Source organism: Candidatus Rokuibacteriota bacterium, assembly GCA_030647435.1.
Taxonomy (GTDB): Bacteria; Methylomirabilota; Methylomirabilia; order Rokubacteriales; family CSP1-6; genus AR37.
The window spans coordinates 20,839-36,743 of record JAUSJX010000064.1 but is presented as its reverse complement, the minus strand read 5'-3'; the positions used below and the strand labels follow the sequence as shown (position 1 = coordinate 36,743).

At 69.0% G+C, this 15,905-nt stretch carries 11 protein-coding genes; 8 read left to right on the top strand and 3 right to left on the bottom strand.

The window, feature by feature from the left end; translation table 11 throughout:
* Positions 1 to 33 precede the first annotated feature (33 nt).
* The gene (locus tag Q7W02_11635) at positions 34 to 1,200 is read right to left on the bottom strand and encodes a C4-dicarboxylate ABC transporter (GenBank protein ID MDO8476816.1); all 1,167 of its coding nucleotides are present in this window, start codon (positions 1,198 to 1,200) and stop codon (positions 34 to 36) included.
* Positions 1,201 to 1,457: 257 nt separating this feature from the next.
* Between Q7W02_11635 and Q7W02_11630 the strand changes: the two genes are divergently transcribed.
* Positions 1,458 to 4,940, top strand: coding sequence for an indolepyruvate ferredoxin oxidoreductase family protein (locus tag Q7W02_11630; protein MDO8476815.1), 3,483 nt, complete (start codon positions 1,458 to 1,460; stop codon positions 4,938 to 4,940).
* A 90-nt stretch (positions 4,941 to 5,030) separates the two neighbouring features.
* Positions 5,031 to 5,777 carry an NlpC/P60 family protein gene (locus tag Q7W02_11625; GenBank protein MDO8476814.1) on the top strand — a complete coding sequence of 249 codons (747 nt, stop codon included), beginning with the start codon at positions 5,031 to 5,033 and terminating at the stop codon, positions 5,775 to 5,777.
* A 238-nt stretch (positions 5,778 to 6,015) separates the two neighbouring features.
* Here Q7W02_11625 and Q7W02_11620 read toward each other — a convergent pair whose 3' ends face one another.
* Both Q7W02_11620 and Q7W02_11615 read right to left on the bottom strand, forming a co-directional pair.
* Complete coding sequence (locus Q7W02_11620) at positions 6,016 to 7,482, bottom strand: trypsin-like peptidase domain-containing protein (protein ID MDO8476813.1); 1,467 nt, start codon at positions 7,480 to 7,482, stop codon at positions 6,016 to 6,018.
* A gap of 3 nt (positions 7,483 to 7,485) precedes the next feature.
* On the bottom strand, positions 7,486 to 8,859 hold the full coding sequence (locus Q7W02_11615) for an alkyl sulfatase dimerization domain-containing protein (GenBank protein ID MDO8476812.1): 1,374 nt from the start codon (positions 8,857 to 8,859) through the stop codon (positions 7,486 to 7,488).
* 120 nt (positions 8,860 to 8,979) lie between these two features.
* On the opposite strand from Q7W02_11615, the gene Q7W02_11610 reads away from it, so the two are divergent.
* The 6 genes from Q7W02_11610 to Q7W02_11585 are packed head-to-tail and all read left to right on the top strand — an operon-like array spanning position 8,980 to position 15,840.
* The gene (locus tag Q7W02_11610; protein MDO8476811.1) at positions 8,980 to 10,533 is read left to right on the top strand and encodes an ABC transporter substrate-binding protein; all 1,554 of its coding nucleotides are present in this window, start codon (positions 8,980 to 8,982) and stop codon (positions 10,531 to 10,533) included.
* Between the two features lie 9 nt (positions 10,534 to 10,542).
* Entirely contained in the window at positions 10,543 to 12,081 is a 1,539-nt protein-coding gene (locus Q7W02_11605; protein MDO8476810.1) for an ABC transporter substrate-binding protein, read from the top strand.
* Positions 12,078 to 12,998, top strand: a complete 921-nt coding sequence (locus Q7W02_11600; protein ID MDO8476809.1) for an ABC transporter permease — start codon at positions 12,078 to 12,080, stop codon at positions 12,996 to 12,998. The genes Q7W02_11605 and Q7W02_11600 overlap by 4 nt, the downstream gene beginning before the upstream one ends.
* Before the next feature lie 6 nt (positions 12,999 to 13,004).
* Positions 13,005 to 13,889, top strand: coding sequence for an ABC transporter permease (locus Q7W02_11595; protein ID MDO8476808.1), 885 nt, complete (start codon positions 13,005 to 13,007; stop codon positions 13,887 to 13,889).
* Positions 13,886 to 14,881: an ABC transporter ATP-binding protein gene (locus Q7W02_11590; protein MDO8476807.1), complete on the top strand. Its 996-nt coding sequence runs from the start codon at positions 13,886 to 13,888 to the stop codon at positions 14,879 to 14,881. The genes Q7W02_11595 and Q7W02_11590 overlap by 4 nt, the downstream gene beginning before the upstream one ends.
* Positions 14,878 to 15,840, top strand: coding sequence for a dipeptide ABC transporter ATP-binding protein (locus Q7W02_11585; protein MDO8476806.1), 963 nt, complete (start codon positions 14,878 to 14,880; stop codon positions 15,838 to 15,840). Before Q7W02_11590 ends, Q7W02_11585 begins: the two co-directional genes overlap by 4 nt.
* Positions 15,841 to 15,905: the final 65 nt, after the last annotated feature.

Below are 15,905 nucleotides of genomic sequence, written 5' to 3'. Positions count from 1 at the left end.
ATGGCTGGCCTGCCGTGCGGGCGTCACGGAGAGCTAGCTCTTCTTGTCAGCGGGCTTGGCAGCCGGCTTGGCGGCCGGCTTGGCGAAGTAGTGGTTGTAGGCCATGCGCCGGCTGACGTTGGTGTCGAGGTCCCACTTCACCGCCCGTTCGGCGAAGGCGCGCTGCGAGTCGGAGATCTCCTTGAACATCGGGTTGTCTGCCGACCTCTTCACCAAGACCTCGTCGAAGATCTGGAGCTGCTTTTGGAGGACCGCGTCCGGGGTCTTGTAGAACCTGACCTTGTCCTTGGTCTGCAGCTCGATGTAGTCCTTCGAGTAGCGGTCGATCGCCTTCCACGACATGTCGGACGAGGCGGCCTCCACCGCGTTCTCGATGATGGCCTTCATCTTGGCCGGCAGCGCGTCGAACTTGGTCTTGTTGAACGTGATCTCGAACTGCTCGGCGTTCTGGTGGTAGCTCTGCAGCATGCAGACCTTGGACACGTCGGCGAAGCCGAGGAGCCGGTCGGAGGACGCGTTGTTGAACTCGGCGGCATCGAGCAGCCCGCGGTCCATGGCCGGCACGATCTCGCCGCCGGGCAGCGCGTTCACCGCCGCCCCCAGCCCCGTGAACAGGTCGATCGAGATGCCCACCGTGCGGAACTTGAGGCCCTTGAAGTCGTCGGGCTTGGTGATCGGCTTCTTGAACCAGCCCAGCGGCTGCGTCGCCATCGGGCCGTAGGGGAACGACACGACGTTGGCGCCGATGGAGGCGTAGAGCTTGTTGAGCAGATCCTTGCCCCCGCCGTACTTGTGCCAGGACAGCAGCATGTTGGCGTCCATGCCGTAGGCGGGACTGGACCCCCACAGCGCCAGCGCCGTCTGCTTGCCGTAGTGGTACACGAGCACGCCGTGGCCACCGTCGAGCGTCCCCTTGGACACGGCGTCGAGCAGGCCGAAGGCCGGGACCACCGCGCCGGCGGGCAGCACGTCGATCTTGAGGTCGCCGCCGGTCATGTCGTTGACCTTCTTCGCGAAGTCGAGCGCGTACTCGTGGAAGATGTCCTTGGCCGGCCAGGTGCTCTGCCAGCGCATCGTGATGGGCCCCTGCGCCTTGACGACCGTCGGGAAGCCGAGCGCCGCCGCGCCCGCCGCCGCTACGGCCGCACCCTTCAGGAATTTCCGTCGCGGGGTGTCGGTGTTGGTCTGAGGATCGTTCATGGTGTGTCTCCTGTTCCTCGTTGAAGTGGAAGGTCGCAAGCCGGGCGTATTCTAGCCCCCGCCCGGCCCCCCGTAAAGCGCCTTCGGCGCCCGCAGAAACCGGGGAACTTCCAAGGGACTTGTGGGCCTTCGAGATCCCGCTCCCGGCCGGGCCGCCCCTGACGCGAGCGGGCCGCAGACAGTTGCCTCAAGCGGAGTTCCCGACTACCATGAGGGCCGTTGTCCAATCCGACACCGCCATCCCCTGAGGGGGGCTCATGACCAGCAAGGCCGACCAGTTCTCGCTGGACGCGAAGTACACGCAGGAGTCGGGGCGCATCTACCTCTCCGGCATCCAGGCGCTCGTCAGGCTCCCGCTGGATCAGCATCGCGCCGACAAGCGGCGGGGGCTCAACACGGCGACCTTTGTTTCCGGCTACCGCGGCTCGCCGCTGGGCGGCCTCGACCAGACCCTCGACCGTGAGAAGAAGCTGCTCGAAGCGCATCAGGTGGTCTTCTCGTCCGGCCTGAACGAAGATCTGGGAGCCACGGCGATCTTCGGCAGCCAGATGGTCGGCCTCTTCCCGCGCCCCAGGTACGACGGCGTCCTCGGCATGTGGTACGGCAAGGCGCCGGGCGTGGACCGGTCGGGCGACGCCTTCAAGCACGCCAACTACGCCGGCGTCGGCAAGAACGGCGGTGTGCTGGCCCTGGCGGGAGACGACCCGGTGTCCAAGTCCTCGACGCTGCCGAGCCACTCGGAAGTCGCGCTCTACGACGCGCTCATGCCGACCATCTTTCCCGGCAATGTCCAGGACATCCTCGACCTGGGCCTGCACGGCTTCATGCTCTCCCGAACTTCCGGGCTCTGGGTCGGCGTCAAGATCGTCACGAACGTCGCCGACGAGGCGGGCACGGCCGAGGTGTCGCCCGAGCGCGTCAGCCCCATCATTCCCACGATCGAGCTGGACGGCCGGCGCTTCGAGCACGCGATCAACGTCAACCTGATCCCGCCCTACGGGCTCGACATGGAGCGCACGCTCCACCACGCACGCCTCGAGCTGGCGCGGCTCTACGCGTACGAGAACAAGCTCAACCGCATCACCGTGCCGACGCCGGACGCATGGCTCGGGATCATGAGCGCGGGCAAGACGTACTACGACGTTCGCCAGGCGCTCCTGGAGCTCGGTCTCGATGACGAGGGGCTCCGCCGCCACGGCATCCGCCTGCTGAAGATGGGCATGCTCTTTCCGATGGAGCCTCGGATAGTCCGCGAGTTCGCGCGGGGGCTCGAGGAGATCCTGGTCGTCGAGGAGAAGCGGGCCTTCCTCGAGATGTTCTGCAAGGACATTCTCTACGGCCAGGCCGACAGGCCGCGGATCGTCGGCAAGCGCGACGAGGAAAACCGGCTGCTCGTCGAGGTCGTGGGCGAACTCGACCCGGATGTCATCGCCCGCGCCATCGCCAGGCGGATCGCCCGGAAGCTCAGGATCGATTCCGTCGAGGCGCGCATCCGCCACATCGACGAGCTCAAGCAGCGGCCCAAGCCGCTGTCGCTCGCGCGCACGGCCTACTTCTGCTCGGGCTGCCCCCACAACCGGTCCACCGTCGTGCCGGAAGGCAGCGTCGCCGCGGCGGGCATCGGTTGCCACGGCATGGCCATGGGCATGGACCGCGGCATCATCGGCGTCACGCACATGGGCGCCGAAGGCGCGCAGTGGGTCGGGATCTCGCCCTTCACCGAGACGCCGCACCTCTTTCAGAACATCGGCGACGGCACGCTCTTCCACTCGGGCAGCCTCGCGATCAACTACGCCATCGCTGCGGGCGTCAACATCACGTACAAGATCCTCTACAACTCGGCCGTCGCGATGACGGGCGGCCAGGACGCCGCGGGGGCGCTGCCCATCCCCGCGTTGACGAGGCGACTCGAAGCCGACGGCGTCAAGCGCATCATCATCACGACGGACCACCCGGAGATCTACAAGGGCGTCTCCCTCGCGGGCATCACGGAGGTCTGGCACCGCGACCGCCTCCTCGAGGCCCAGTCGGTGCTGGCGGCCGTCCTGGGCGTGACGGCGCTCATCCACGACCAGCAGTGCGCAGCCGAGAAGCGGCGGCTCAGGAAGCGCGGCAAGCAGGCCGATCCCCAGACGCGGATCTTCATCAACGAGGCCGTGTGCGAGGGGTGCGGCGACTGCGGCCGGAAGTCGAACTGTCTCTCCGTCCAACCTGTCCAGACCGAGTTCGGCAGGAAGACCCAGATCCACCAGTCCTCGTGCAACAAGGACTACTCGTGCCTCCTCGGCGACTGCCCGTCATTCCTGACCATCGAGCCGGTCGGCGAGCCGCGCACGCGCGAGCGGCGCCTGACGCCGCTGGACGCCGACCTGCCCGAGCCCGCGCTGCGCGTGCCCCGCGACGGCTTCGCGCTGCACATGATGGGCATCGGCGGCACCGGCGTCGTGACGGTGAACCAGATCCTGGGCACGGCCGCCATGCTCGACGGCCGCCACGTGCGCGGCCTCGATCAGACGGGGCTTTCGCAGAAGGGGGGCCCTGTGGTCTCGGACCTCAGGATCGACTCCCAGCCCATCGAGGGCTCCAACAAGGTCTCGGCCGGCGGCGCCGACCTCTACCTCGGCTTCGACCTTCTCGTCGCCACGGACCCGGTCAACCTCGACAAGGCCGAGTCGGGCCGCACCATCGCCGCCGTCTCGACGAGCCAGATCCCCACCGGCCGGATGGTCGTGGACACCACGCTCCAGTTCCCCGAACTCGGCAGCACGCTGATGAGCATCGACCGGGTGACGCGCAAGGACGCCAACGTCTACGTGGACGCCCAGGCCATGGCCGAGGCGCTCTTCAACGACCACATGGCGACCAACTTCATCATGGTGGGCGCCGCCTACCAGTGCGGCGCGCTCCCGATCAGCACCGCTTCTCTCGAGGCCGCCATCCGGCTCAACGGCGTCAGCGTGGACATGAACCTGTTGGCCTTCCGCTGGGGGCGCATGGCCGTGGTGGACGCCAAGCGCGTGGAGGCCGCGGTCGTCCAGGCCCAGGGCAAGGCCGAGACCTCGCGCGCCCTCTCGGCCGAGGCGCGGGCACTGGTGGACGCCGCGGGCTCGACGGGCGAGCTCCGCAGGCTGCTCGAGATCCGCGTGCCCGAGCTGATCGATTACCAGGACGCGGCCTATGCGCGGCGGTACGTCGAGTTCGTCACGCGTGTGGCCGGCGAGGAGTCGCGGAAGACGCCCGGCCGCACGGGGCTGTCCGAAGCCGTCGCGCGCCACCTCTTCAAGCTCATGGCGTACAAGGACGAGTACGAGGTGGCGCGCCTGCATCTCTCGGCCGCGCTCGAGGCGGAGCTCCACGCGCGCTTCGGCTCCGAGATCCGCTACTACTGGCACCTGCACCCGCCGCTCCTGCGGGCGCTCGGGCTCAAGAAGAAGATCCGGTTCGGCTCCTGGTTCAAGCCCGCCTTCTCGGCGCTCCACGCGATGAAGGGGCTGCGCGGCACGTCGCTCGACGTCTTCGGCTACGCCCGCGTGCGGCGCGAGGAGCGGGCGCTGATCGGCGAGTACCGCGCGCTGGTCGAGCGGGCGCTCGCGTCACTCTCGCCCGCCACCCACGACACGGCGGTGGCGCTCGGCGACCTGCCCGACATGATCCGCGGCTACGAGGACATCAAGCTCGACAACGTGAGACACTTCCGCGCCCGCGCGGCGGAGCTCGCAGCCAGGCTCGACGCAGTGTGAGGCGCAGCCGAAGGCGAGCCGAGCCAACCCTTAAGAGAGAGGGATTTCATCACCCGCAACGAGTCGACTCAACGGAGAGGTGACCGATCGATGAACGCATTCGACGACGACCTGCAGCCCATGGCGGACCTGACGGAGACACCGCGCAGTGGCGGTAGGGGGCTGACGCTGGCCCTGCTGATCGGCCTCGTGGTCTGCGCGCTCCTGGCGATCGGCGCGATCTTCTACGCCCAGAAGCAGATCGCCACGCTCACGCAGGCCCGCGACGCCGCGCAGCGCGACAGCCAGCGGCTGACGGCGACGAGCGCCGCGGCGGCGGCCAACGCGGCGAAGGCCGAGCAGTCGCTCGCCGCCGCCCGAGTCGAGCGCGGCGAGCTCGCGCTCCTCGTGGTCGCCCTCCGGCAGAACCCGAACACGGGCAAGGACATCAAGGACCCGGCGCTGCCGGCGTCGATCACCGGGAAGCGGCGCGACGCGCTCACGGCGGCCTTCGCGCTCAAGCAGGAGAAGGTGCCCTTCAAGTGGGCCGGCAAGAAGAAGGAAGACGGGCTCGACTCCGCCGCCTTCGCCGCCCTCATCCTGGCTCAGGCGGGCGTGATCGACAAGCCCGAGGCGGTGACGGCGAAGAGCCTCCAGGGCCAGCTCAAGGTCGGCACGGAGGGTGAGCCGCAGCCGGGCGATCTCCTATTCTTCGATGGCGGCAACGTCATGCTCTACCTGGGCGGCGACAACGCCGTCGGCATGCTGCCGGAGGGCGCCGTCACGAAGAACGGGGTCATCAAGGGCAAGGGGATCGGCTTCAGGTATCTCGGCTACGGCCCCATCAAATACGAGTAGCGAGCCGGCGCCTGAAAACTCGCAGGCGGCTCAAAAGGGTCCAGATGCGAGGCGGCGCCCCGCTATTCGAGTTGAGCGACGGCCCGGGCCGTCGCGAGACGAGGGCTGGGTTGATTCCGCACGCGAGGCGTACGATTGTCTCAGCCCTCGCCTCCGGGCTCCGCCCCTCAGCTCGAACGGCCACGAGCGTGCGGCCGAGGGCGCCAACGAAGCAGATGGGCCCTTTTCAGCCGCCTGCTTAGCGGTCGACTTCAATGCGGCACGTCGCGCCCCTCGCCCGCTCGAGCGCCTCGGTGCGGCTGCCGGCGGCCGGCCGCGCGGTGGGCTGCTCGAAGAGCGGCCGCGCGTAGTCGGCCTTGACCGCCCAATTGACGTTCTGGGGCGCGACGCCCGTCGCCATCAGGAAGGGCAGGGAGGCGATCGTGGACGACACGATGCCGATGATCTGCCCCTGACCGTTGACCACCGGGCCTTCCGAGTTGCCCGGCTGGACCGGCGCCGTGATCTGGATGAATGAAATCTCTCCGCCCGGTCCCGACATGGCGCTCACCGTACCCTCGGTCAGCTTGGCCTCGGTGCCCAGGAAGGTGCTGATGGGGAAGCCGATGGTGAAGAGCAGCTCGCCCATTCGCGCGCTCCGAGCGGGCGCCAGCGACAGGTAGGCCGTGTTGGTCAGTGCGGTCTTGATCACCGCCAGGTCGAGGTTGCGCGCAATTGACTCGGTTTTCGCCACCGCCTCCTTCCGCCCCGGGCAGTGGACCACGATGTACTTGCCCTTGTCCACGACGTGGGCGGCCGTGAGGAGCGTGCCGTCCGGCCGCGCGAGTACGCCCGTGCCCTGGACGTGGCCCGAGTCCTCGTCGGGGTCGACCTTGCTCCGCAGGGTCGCTTCCTTGAGCTGGAGCTCGAGGTCCTCGGCGAGGTTCTTCGCGTTCCACCCGCGGAGGACGTTGGCGCTCGAGAGCATGTCGCCCCGCACCCGGTCGAGGGCGCCGGGGTCGTACCGCGCCTCGAGGATCTGGGCGTGGCGCCAGTCGTACAGGCTCTGCGCGTCGTCGGGGCCGATCGGCCGCCCCTTGAGCCGGGCGTCGTAGTAGGAGCACAGGCCGCGCACCTCAACGTCGCCGGTCCGTCCCACTCCCCACTCCTGGATCACCTCGCGCATCCCGAGGAAGCAGTCGTTCCAGCGGCCGTCCTTCATTGCCTCGAGCGCCTTCTTCTTGGCCTCCCATCGCGCCTTGTCGCTCCGGCACTGGACGCGGAGCGGCACGTCCCGCCCCTCGCGGGCGAAGGTCGAGAGGCTGCGCTCGACCACGATGTTGACCGCCGTCGTGCCGGCCGGGACGCCGGTCAGGATGCGGGTGACGTCGTCGAGCGTGGCGACGGCCTCGGCGTTGATGCTCTTGAGACGGTCGCCGCGGCGCACGCCGTTCTGCTCGGCGTTGGTGCCGGCGGCGATGGCGTAGAGTCGCGGGCTCCACTCGACGAAGATCTGGCATGGATGCGGCTTGGGCTCGGCCTTGAGGAAGGTTTCGAGCCGTTTTGCGGCGTTGGCCTGCTCCCACTTGGCGTTCTCGCGGGCCTGGGCGAGCTCGCGGTCAGGCTGCGTCTGCTGGGCGTGGAGCGGGGGCGGGGCACACAGGATCACGCCCAGCGCCCAGAGCGCCGCCCCGGTCACGGTGCGCATCCGTCGGAGATCCGCCATGCTCTACCCTCGTTGGATTGGGGGCGTCTTGGGGGTCGGCGCCGGCCTGGCACCCTGTTCGGGACCGCGGCCGGCCTTCGTCGCCGACTCGCGTGCCGTAGCGGAGAAGATACCACGCGTCATGAGGGCGTTTGAAGCTTGGGCGCGCGCTTCGTAGATGTCGGCGCGCGCGGCGTGGACCCGCGCGTTGTCGGGCGCCGCGGCCGCAGCCCAGTCGGCCAGGTGGCATGCGAGAGCAAAGCTGCCGCTCTCGGCCAGGGCCCGGGCGCGGTCGGCGAGCGCCTCGGCGCCGCCCGCCAGCGCCGCGACCTCCCGTCCAATCTCCGATTCGCGGGCGGGCTTGAGATGCGCCGGCTGGCCGTCCCACCAGCCGCCGTAGAGCCGCCAGATATTGCGCACGACGTACTCCGGCTCGTCGTAGACGGCCTGGAGGTACGGGCGCTCGGCGAGATGCGCGGGCGGGCGTACCTCGGCGAGGATCTGGTCGAGGCCGAGCCCGGCGTTCATGCGCGCCACGGTCTCGTGCTCGAGGGTCTCGAGCCACTCCGCCGTGTCGCTGAGCGCCTGGCGCGCGCGCGCCGCGCCCACGATCGGGACACCGTGGCCCGGGATCAGGAGCTCGGCGCCGCGCTCCGCCATCGCGCGCAGGGCCCGCGCCCACTCGGCGGCGTAGCGCTGGACCTTCTGCGGGTTGCCGGCGTTGGGGGCGACCCAGAAGAAGAGGTCGCCGGTGAAGAGGATGCGCCGCTCGGGCCACCAGAGCCACGTGTGGTCGTCGGTCTCGCCGCGCGCGTGCGTCAGCTCGAGACGCGCGCCGCCCGCCTCGAGAGCGTACGCCGCGTCGTAGACGACGGTCGGGTAGTCGTAGTCCGTCGGCCACGTGGTGTTCACCGAGAACTGGCGCGAGTTGATGAGGCCGTTCCAGGGCGCGGTCATCCGGTACCGGTCGAAGCGGGCGGCGACGTTCCGGTGCCCGACGATCAACGGCGCGGGGCGACCCTTCTCACGCGCTTCCTCAAGGAAGGGCGGCAGTCCGCAGGCGTGGTCCGCGTGGCCGTGGGTGTAGACGGCGGCGTGGAGGGGATCACCGTCCACCGCGCGCACGGCGGCAAAGGTCTTGGCGCGCGCGGCGTAGTTGCCCGTGTCCACGAGGACGAGCCCCGCCTCGGTTCGGATGGCGGTGACATTCGCCCAGGTGTGGAAGAAGACGACACCCGGCGCCAGCTCCTCGCTCTTGTGTGTCGGCCGCCACAGGTCGCGCGGCGGGATCTGTCCCTGCCAGAACCGCTCGGCCAGGTCGAGGATGTCGCCCATGTCCGGCGGACGGTAGCACAGGGCGCAGCAGGCGGCAATCGCGGACCCCGGCCCCTCCAGCACCCGCGGCGCCTCCAGCGCCCGCGGCTCCTATTGACAGGGCAGGGGATTTGGGCATAATCGGGCAACCTCGCAGCCCGCGAGCGTTTCCGGTCCTTGTCGCAGTGCAGCGGAGGACAGACCATGACCCGCTCCCGAGCGTGCGCCGTTTCCCTCGTTGCCGCCTTGGCCATGTCTTCGCCGGCCGGCGCGGCAGGACCGGTCAGCGCCGCAGGCCCAAACGGCCAGATGACCTGGGCCGTCCACGTTTCGCTCGCGCCCACCTGGTTCGACCCGGCCGAGACCTCGGGCATCATCACGCCCTTCATGGTGCTGTACGCGCTGCACGACGCGCTCGTGAAGCCCATGCCCGGCAATGCCATGGCGCCCTCGCTGGCGGAGTCCTGGACGATGTCCAAGGACGGGCTCACCTACGAGTTCGCGCTTCGCAAGGGGGTCAAGTTCCACAACGGCGACGTCATGACGGCGGAGGACGTCAAGTTCTCCTTCGAGCGCTACCGCGGCGCGTCCTCCAAGCAGATGAAGGCGAGAGTGGCGCGCGTCGAAGTGGTGGATCCACACCGCGTACGCTTCGTCCTCAAGCAGCCCTGGCCCGACTTCATGACTTTCTACGCCACGCCCGCGACCGGGGCCGCGTGGATCGTGCCGAAGAAGTACGTGGAGCAGGTGGGGGAGGAGGGCTTCAAGAAAGCGCCGGTGGGCGCGGGCCCGTACAAATTCGTCTCCTTCAAGCCCGGCGTGGAGCTCACGCTGGAGGCCCACGAGCAGTACTGGCGCAAGACGCCCGCCGTCAAGACCCTCGTGCTCCGCGTCATCCCCGACGAGTCCACGCGCCTGGCGGCCCTCAAGCGCGGCGAGGTGGACATCGCCTACAGCATCACCGGGCCGCTCGCCGAGGAGGTCAAGCGCACGCCCGGGCTGACGCTCAAGCCGACCTATATCCTCTTCACGGTGTGGCTGCTCTTCACCGAGCAGTGGGACGCCAAGTCGCCGTGGGCGGACAAGCGGGTGCGCATGGCCGCCAACTACGCCATCGACCGTCAGGCCATCAACCAGGCCGTGTACCTGGGCTATGCCAGGCCCGCCGTCTCCTTCATCCCGCACGCCATGGACTACGCCTGGCAGCCGCCGGCCTATCCCTATGACCCCAAGAAGGCGAAGCAGCTGCTCGCCGAGGCGGGCTACCCCAACGGCTTCGACGCGGGCGAGCTTTCCGGCGACCAAATCTACGGCACGGCCATCGGCGAGCCCGTGGTCAATTACCTCACGGCCGTCGGCATCCGCCTGCAGCTCCGCCCGCTCGAGCGCGCGGCGTTCTTCAAGCAGTACGGCGAGAAGAAGCTCAAGTACGTCATCCAGAGCGGCAGCGCCGCCCCCGGCAACGCGGCCACGCGGCTCGAGGCCTACGCGGTGACGGGCGGCCAGTACGTCTACGGCTCCTATCCTGAGGTGGACGGCCTGTACTCCGAGCAGGCCAACGAGACCAATGCCCGCGCGCGGCGGCAGATCCTCGACAAGCTCCAGCAGCTGATCCACGAGCGCGTCATGTTCGCACCCGTGCTGGAGCCCGCCTTCCTCAACGGCGTGGGGCCGCGGGTCGAGGCGCACGGGCTCAACGCCATCACCAGCCATGCCTACTCGGCGCCCTACGAAGATCTCAAGCTCAAAGGGAAATAGGAGGGGCGAATGTTGAGAACGCGACTGTTCGGACTGCTTGGGTCCGCTCTGCTGATGTGCGCGATCGCGGCGCCCGCCGGCGCCGCGCCCGAGGGGACATTGACCTATGGTATCCACGTGACCTTGGTGTCCCGCTGGCTGGATCCGGCTGAGGCCGAGGGCCTGATCACCCCGTTCATGGTGTACTACGCCATTCACGACGCGCTGGTGAAGCCCATGCCGGCAGGGGCCAATACGCCGAGCCTCGCCGAGTCGTGGACCGCGTCCAAGGACGGGCTCATCTACGAGTTCGTCCTCCGCAAGGGCGTCAAGTTCCACAACGGCGATCCCGTCACGGCGGAGGACGTGAAGTTCTCCTTCGACCGCTACAAAGGCGTGGCCGCCAAGCTGCTCAAGGACCGGGTGCGCGAAGTCCAGATCGTCGACGGAACCCGTCTCCGCTTTCATCTCAAAGAGCCGTGGCCGGATTTCATGACCTTCTACGGCACCTCGGCCACCGGCGCGGCGTGGATCGTGCCGAAGAAGTACGTGGAAAGGGTGGGCGACGACGGTTTCAAGAAGGCCCCGATCGGCGCCGGCCCGTACAAGGTGGTGAGCTTCACCCCGGGCGTCGAGCTGGTCATGGAGGCCTTCGACGGCTACTGGCGGAAGACGCCGTCGGTCAAGCGGCTCGTCTTCCGCAGCATGCCCGAGGAGACGACGCGGGCCGCCGCGCTCAAAAAGGGCGATGTGGACATCGCCTATCTCCTGACCGGGCCCGTGGCCGACGACGTCCGGAAGACGCCGGGGCTCAAGCTCGTGGGCGCCAAGCCCCCCGGCGTGTTCTGGATCGACCTGCCTGACCAGTGGGACCCGAAGTCGCCCTGGCATGACCAGCGCGTGCGCCAGGCGGCCCGCCACGCCATCGACCGGAACGCCATCAACCAGGCCGAGACGCTCGGCTTCTCGCTGCCGACGGGCAGCATCATCCCCCGGAGCTTCGAGTTCGCCCTGGCCTTCGAGCCCCCGGCCTATGACCCCGGTAAGGCGAAGAAGCTCCTGGCCGAGGCCGGGTATCCGAACGGCTTCGACGCCGGCGACTTCTACCCGTTCCCGCCCTACGATTCCATGGGTGAGGCCCTGGCCGGCTATTTCCAGGCCGTGGGCATCCGGACGAGAATCCGGACCATGGAGCGCGCGTCGTTCCTCACCGCGTGGCGCGAGCGCAAGCTCAAGGGGCTGATCGTGGGCATCACCGGCGCGTCGGGCAATGCGGCGACGCGGCTCGAGGCCTACGTGAGCAAGGGGGGCATCTACACTACCGGCGTGCTCCCGGAGGTGGAGGACCTCTTCCAGCGTCAGGCCCGCGAGCTGGACCGCGCGAAGCGGGAGACCATGGTCCGCCAGATCCAGCAGATCCTCCACGATCGGGTGATGCAGATCCCGATCTACGAGCTGGCCTTCCTCTGGGGCTTGGGGCCCCGCGTGGAGGAGGCCGGCGTGGACCAGATCAAGGGCTTTGCGTACTCGGGGCCGTACGAGGACCTGAGGCTCAAGAGGCAGCCATGAAACGCTTCATCGTCAAGCGGCTGGGCTACGCCGTGCTCTCTTTGCTCCTGCTCTCTCTCACCATCTTCCTGCTGGTGCGCCTGACGGGCGACCCCTCGGTGCTGCTGGTGGAGCCGGGGGCGAGCAAGGATGACCTGGCCGCCGTCCGCCTCCAGCTCGGCCTCGACCGGCCGCTCTGGGTCCAGTACGGCCAGTTCATGTCGAGCCTCGCCCGAGGGGACCTCGGCCACTCCTTCTACTACCGCACGCCGGTGCTGGAGTTGTACCTCTCCCGGCTGCCGCACTCCCTTATGCTCGCCGTGGCGGCCATGGCATTCTCGCTCCTCGTCGGCATCCCGAGCGGCATCCTCGCCGCCGTCCGCGTGAACCAATGGTGGGACAGCGCGGGGAAGATCTTCGCGCTGCTCGGGCTGTCGCTCCCCTCCTTCTGGGTCGGCCTGGTCATGATCCTGTTCTTCTCCGTGTACCTCGGCTGGCTGCCGTCCTCCGGTTCCGGCACGGCGCTGCACGTCATCATGCCGGCGTTCGCGCTCGGCTGGTACTTCGCGGCGGCCCACATGAGGCTGACGCGCTCTGCCATGCTGGAGGTGCTGGGCTCGGAGTACGTCAAGCTCGCGCGCCTCAAGGGGCTGCCCGAGGCGCTCGTCATCGGCAAGCACGCCTTCAAGAACGCGCTCATCCCCGTGCTGACGCTGGCCGGCATCAACCTGGTCATCATGGTCAATGTCGCGGTGGTCGTCGAAACGGTCTTCGCGTGGCCCGGGGTCGGCCGGCTGCTCTACGAGGGCATCTCCTTCCGCGACTTCCCGGTGGTCCAGGCCACCGTCCTCATCGGCGGGGCCATGATCGTGATCGTCAACTTCTTCGTGGACGTCCTGTACGCGGTGATCGACCCGCGCATCCGCTATGAGAGGTAGGCGGCGATGAACGGCAGCCGAACGGCCTCACTCACGGTGGCCTGGCGCTTCGCCTGGCTCCGGATCGAGGGCTTTCCCTGGATCCCCGCGATCATCATCGCCATCATCGCGCTCGTGGCCGTCTTCGCCGAAGTGCTGGCGCCGTACAACCCTGAGATCGGCGTGCTCGGCGACCGCTTCCGCCCGCCCGCGTGGCAGGCCGGCGGCAGCGAGGCCTACCTGCTCGGCACCGACCACGTCGGGCGCGACGTGCTGTCGCGCCTCATCTTCGGCGCGCGCGTCTCCATGGTGGTGGGCTTCACCGCGGTCATCGTGGCCGGCCTCCTCGGCACGACGCTCGGCATCCTGTCCGGCTACCTCGGCGGCTGGGTGGACCAGGTGATCATGCGCGTCACGGACACGTGGCTGGCGCTGCCGGCGCTGACCTTCGCGATCTTTCTTGCGGCCGTGGTGGGCCCCAGCCAGTGGAACATCGTCATCATCCTGGCCGCCGTCTACTGGACGCGCTACGCCCGCGTCATCCGGGGCGAGGTCCTTTCGCTTCGCGAGCGCGACTACGTGCGCCTGGCCATCGTCGCGGGCTGCTCGAAGAAGACGATCATGCGCCGCCACATCCTGCCGAACGTGCTGAACTCCGCCATCGTGCTCGGCACCCTCATGCTGGGCATCGTCATCGTCACCGAAGCCGCGCTGTCCTTCCTCGGCGTCGGCGTGCCGCCGCCCAAGCCCGCCTGGGGGCTCATGCTGGCCGACGGGAAGAAGGGGCTCATGGCCGGCTACTGGTGGCTGACCGTGCTGCCGGGGCTCTGCATCATGTTCATGGTTCTCTCGGCCAACCTCCTCGGCGACTGGCTCCGCGTCAAGCTCGACCCGCAGCTCCGCGAGCTGTGACCGCGCTCCTCGAAGTCTCGGGGCTGTCGACCCAGTACGTCGGTGCGCGCGGAACCCGCGTGACGCGCGCGGTGGACGACGTCTCCTTCACGCTCGAAGCGGGGAAGACCCTCGGGATCGTCGGCGAGTCCGGTTCCGGCAAGACGACGCTGGCGCTGACGCTCATGCGGCTCCTGCCGCCGGGGGCGCGGATCGCGAGCGGGTCCATGCGCTTCGAGGGCGAGGACCTCCTCGACAAGTCCGATGCCGAGATGCGCGCCATCCGCGGCAAGCGCATGGCCATGATCCTCCAGGACCCGATGGCCTCGCTCAATCCGCTCTTCACGGTGGGCGACCAGATCGCCGAGACGCTGCGCGCGCACGAGGGCATGACGAGACGGGGCGCCTGGACGCGGGCCCGGGAGCTGCTGGCGGCTGTGAACATCGCGGCGCCGGAGCGGCGGGTGAGCGAGTACCCCCACGAGCTGTCGGGCGGGATGCGCCAGCGGGTGGTCGGCGCCATCGCGATCGCCTGCGGGCCGCGGCTGCTCATCGCCGACGAGCCGACCACGAGCCTGGACGTGACGATCCAGGCGCAGTACCTCAAGCTGCTGCGCGAGATCCAGCGCGAGCACGGGCTCGCCATGATCTTCATCACCCACAACCTCGGCATCGTGGCGCGGATGTGCGACCAGGTGGCAGTCATGTACGCGGGGCGCTTGGTCGAGGCGGGTCCGGTGCGGACGATCTTCGACGCCCCGGCCCATCCCTACACGCGGGCGCTCATCGAGTCCATTCCGCGCTTCGGCGACACCGCCGCGCGGCTGACGGCCATCGAGGGCCAGCCGCCCGACCCGGCCGCGCTGCCGCCGGGCTGCGCCTTCCACCCGCGCTGCCCGCTGGTGATCGAGCGCTGCCGCACCGAGGCGCCGCCCGAAACCCGCGTGGCCGCCCAGCACCGGGCGCGCTGCTGGCTGGCTGCCGAGGCGCCCGCCCGCCGTATTAAAGGATGACGCCGCTCCTCGAGGCGCGCGGCCTGACCAAGCACTTCCCGGTGGGCCGCGGGCTCCTGGGCGGCGGCGGGGGCGTGGTCCGGGCCGTGGACGACATCGCCTTCGCCATCGAGCCCGGCCGGACACTGGGCGTCGTGGGAGAGAGCGGCTGCGGCAAGACCACGACCGCCAAGCTCGTGCTGCGGCTCGAGAAGCCGACGGCGGGCCAGATCCTCTTCGAGGGCCAGGACGTCGCCGGGCTCGAAGGCGAGGGCCTGCAGAGCTACCGCAAGAGCGTCCAGGCGGTATTCCAGGACCCCTTCGCCTCGCTCAACCCGCGCATGCGAGTGGACGCCATCATCGCGGAGCCGCTGGTGACCCACGAGCGCCTCGACGCCGCGGCGGTCGCCGCCCGCGTCGCGGGGCTTCTGGACGTGGTGGGGCTGCCGGCGCGGTCGAAAGACCTCTTCCCCCACGAGTTCTCGGGCGGCCAGCGCCAGCGCATCGCCATCGCCCGTGCGCTCGCCCTGTCGCCGCGGCTGGTGGTCCTCGACGAGCCGGTCTCGGCCCTCGATGTCTCGATCCGCGCCCAGATCCTGAACCTGCTGCGCGACCTCCAAAAGGAACGGGGGCTCGCCTACCTCTTCATTGCCCACGACCTGGCGGCGGTCGCCCACATGAGCCACGTGATCGCCGTGATGTATCTGGGTCGCATCGTCGAAGTGGGGGCGGCGGCGCGCGTGGCGTCGGCGCCCCAGCATCCCTATACGCAGGCGCTCTTCGCCGCCGCGCTTCCCGCGCACCCGGACGAGCAGCGTGAGGAGATCGTGCTGGCCGGTGAAGTGCCGAGCCCGCTCAACCCGCCGGCCGGGTGCCGCTTCCACCCGCGCTGTCCCAAGGTCATGGCGCACTGCTCGCGGGAGGAGCCCCGGCTCAAGTCCTCTCATGGCCAAGAGGTCGCCTGCCACCTCTACGACTAGGCGGGGCTCGACGGCGTCCGGCCGAGTGCCTACTATAGGTCGTCTCGCGACAACCCTCACAGACA

What these genes read in the sequence shown, in the direction of transcription:
- Q7W02_11620 (MDO8476813.1), bottom strand. Translation starts at nt 7,482, where the DNA reads ATGGCGGATCTCCGACGGATGCGCACCGTGACCGGGGCGGCGCTCTGG.
- Q7W02_11630 (MDO8476815.1), top strand. Translation starts at nt 1,458, where the DNA reads ATGACCAGCAAGGCCGACCAGTTCTCGCTGGACGCGAAGTACACGCAG.
- Q7W02_11610 (MDO8476811.1), top strand. Translation starts at nt 8,980, where the DNA reads ATGACCCGCTCCCGAGCGTGCGCCGTTTCCCTCGTTGCCGCCTTGGCC.
- Q7W02_11635 (MDO8476816.1), bottom strand. Translation starts at nt 1,200, where the DNA reads ATGAACGATCCTCAGACCAACACCGACACCCCGCGACGGAAATTCCTG.
- Q7W02_11585 (MDO8476806.1), top strand. Translation starts at nt 14,878, where the DNA reads ATGACGCCGCTCCTCGAGGCGCGCGGCCTGACCAAGCACTTCCCGGTG.
- Q7W02_11595 (MDO8476808.1), top strand. Translation starts at nt 13,005, where the DNA reads ATGAACGGCAGCCGAACGGCCTCACTCACGGTGGCCTGGCGCTTCGCC.
- Q7W02_11600 (MDO8476809.1), top strand. Translation starts at nt 12,078, where the DNA reads ATGAAACGCTTCATCGTCAAGCGGCTGGGCTACGCCGTGCTCTCTTTG.
- Q7W02_11625 (MDO8476814.1), top strand. Translation starts at nt 5,031, where the DNA reads ATGAACGCATTCGACGACGACCTGCAGCCCATGGCGGACCTGACGGAG.
- Q7W02_11605 (MDO8476810.1), top strand. Translation starts at nt 10,543, where the DNA reads ATGTTGAGAACGCGACTGTTCGGACTGCTTGGGTCCGCTCTGCTGATG.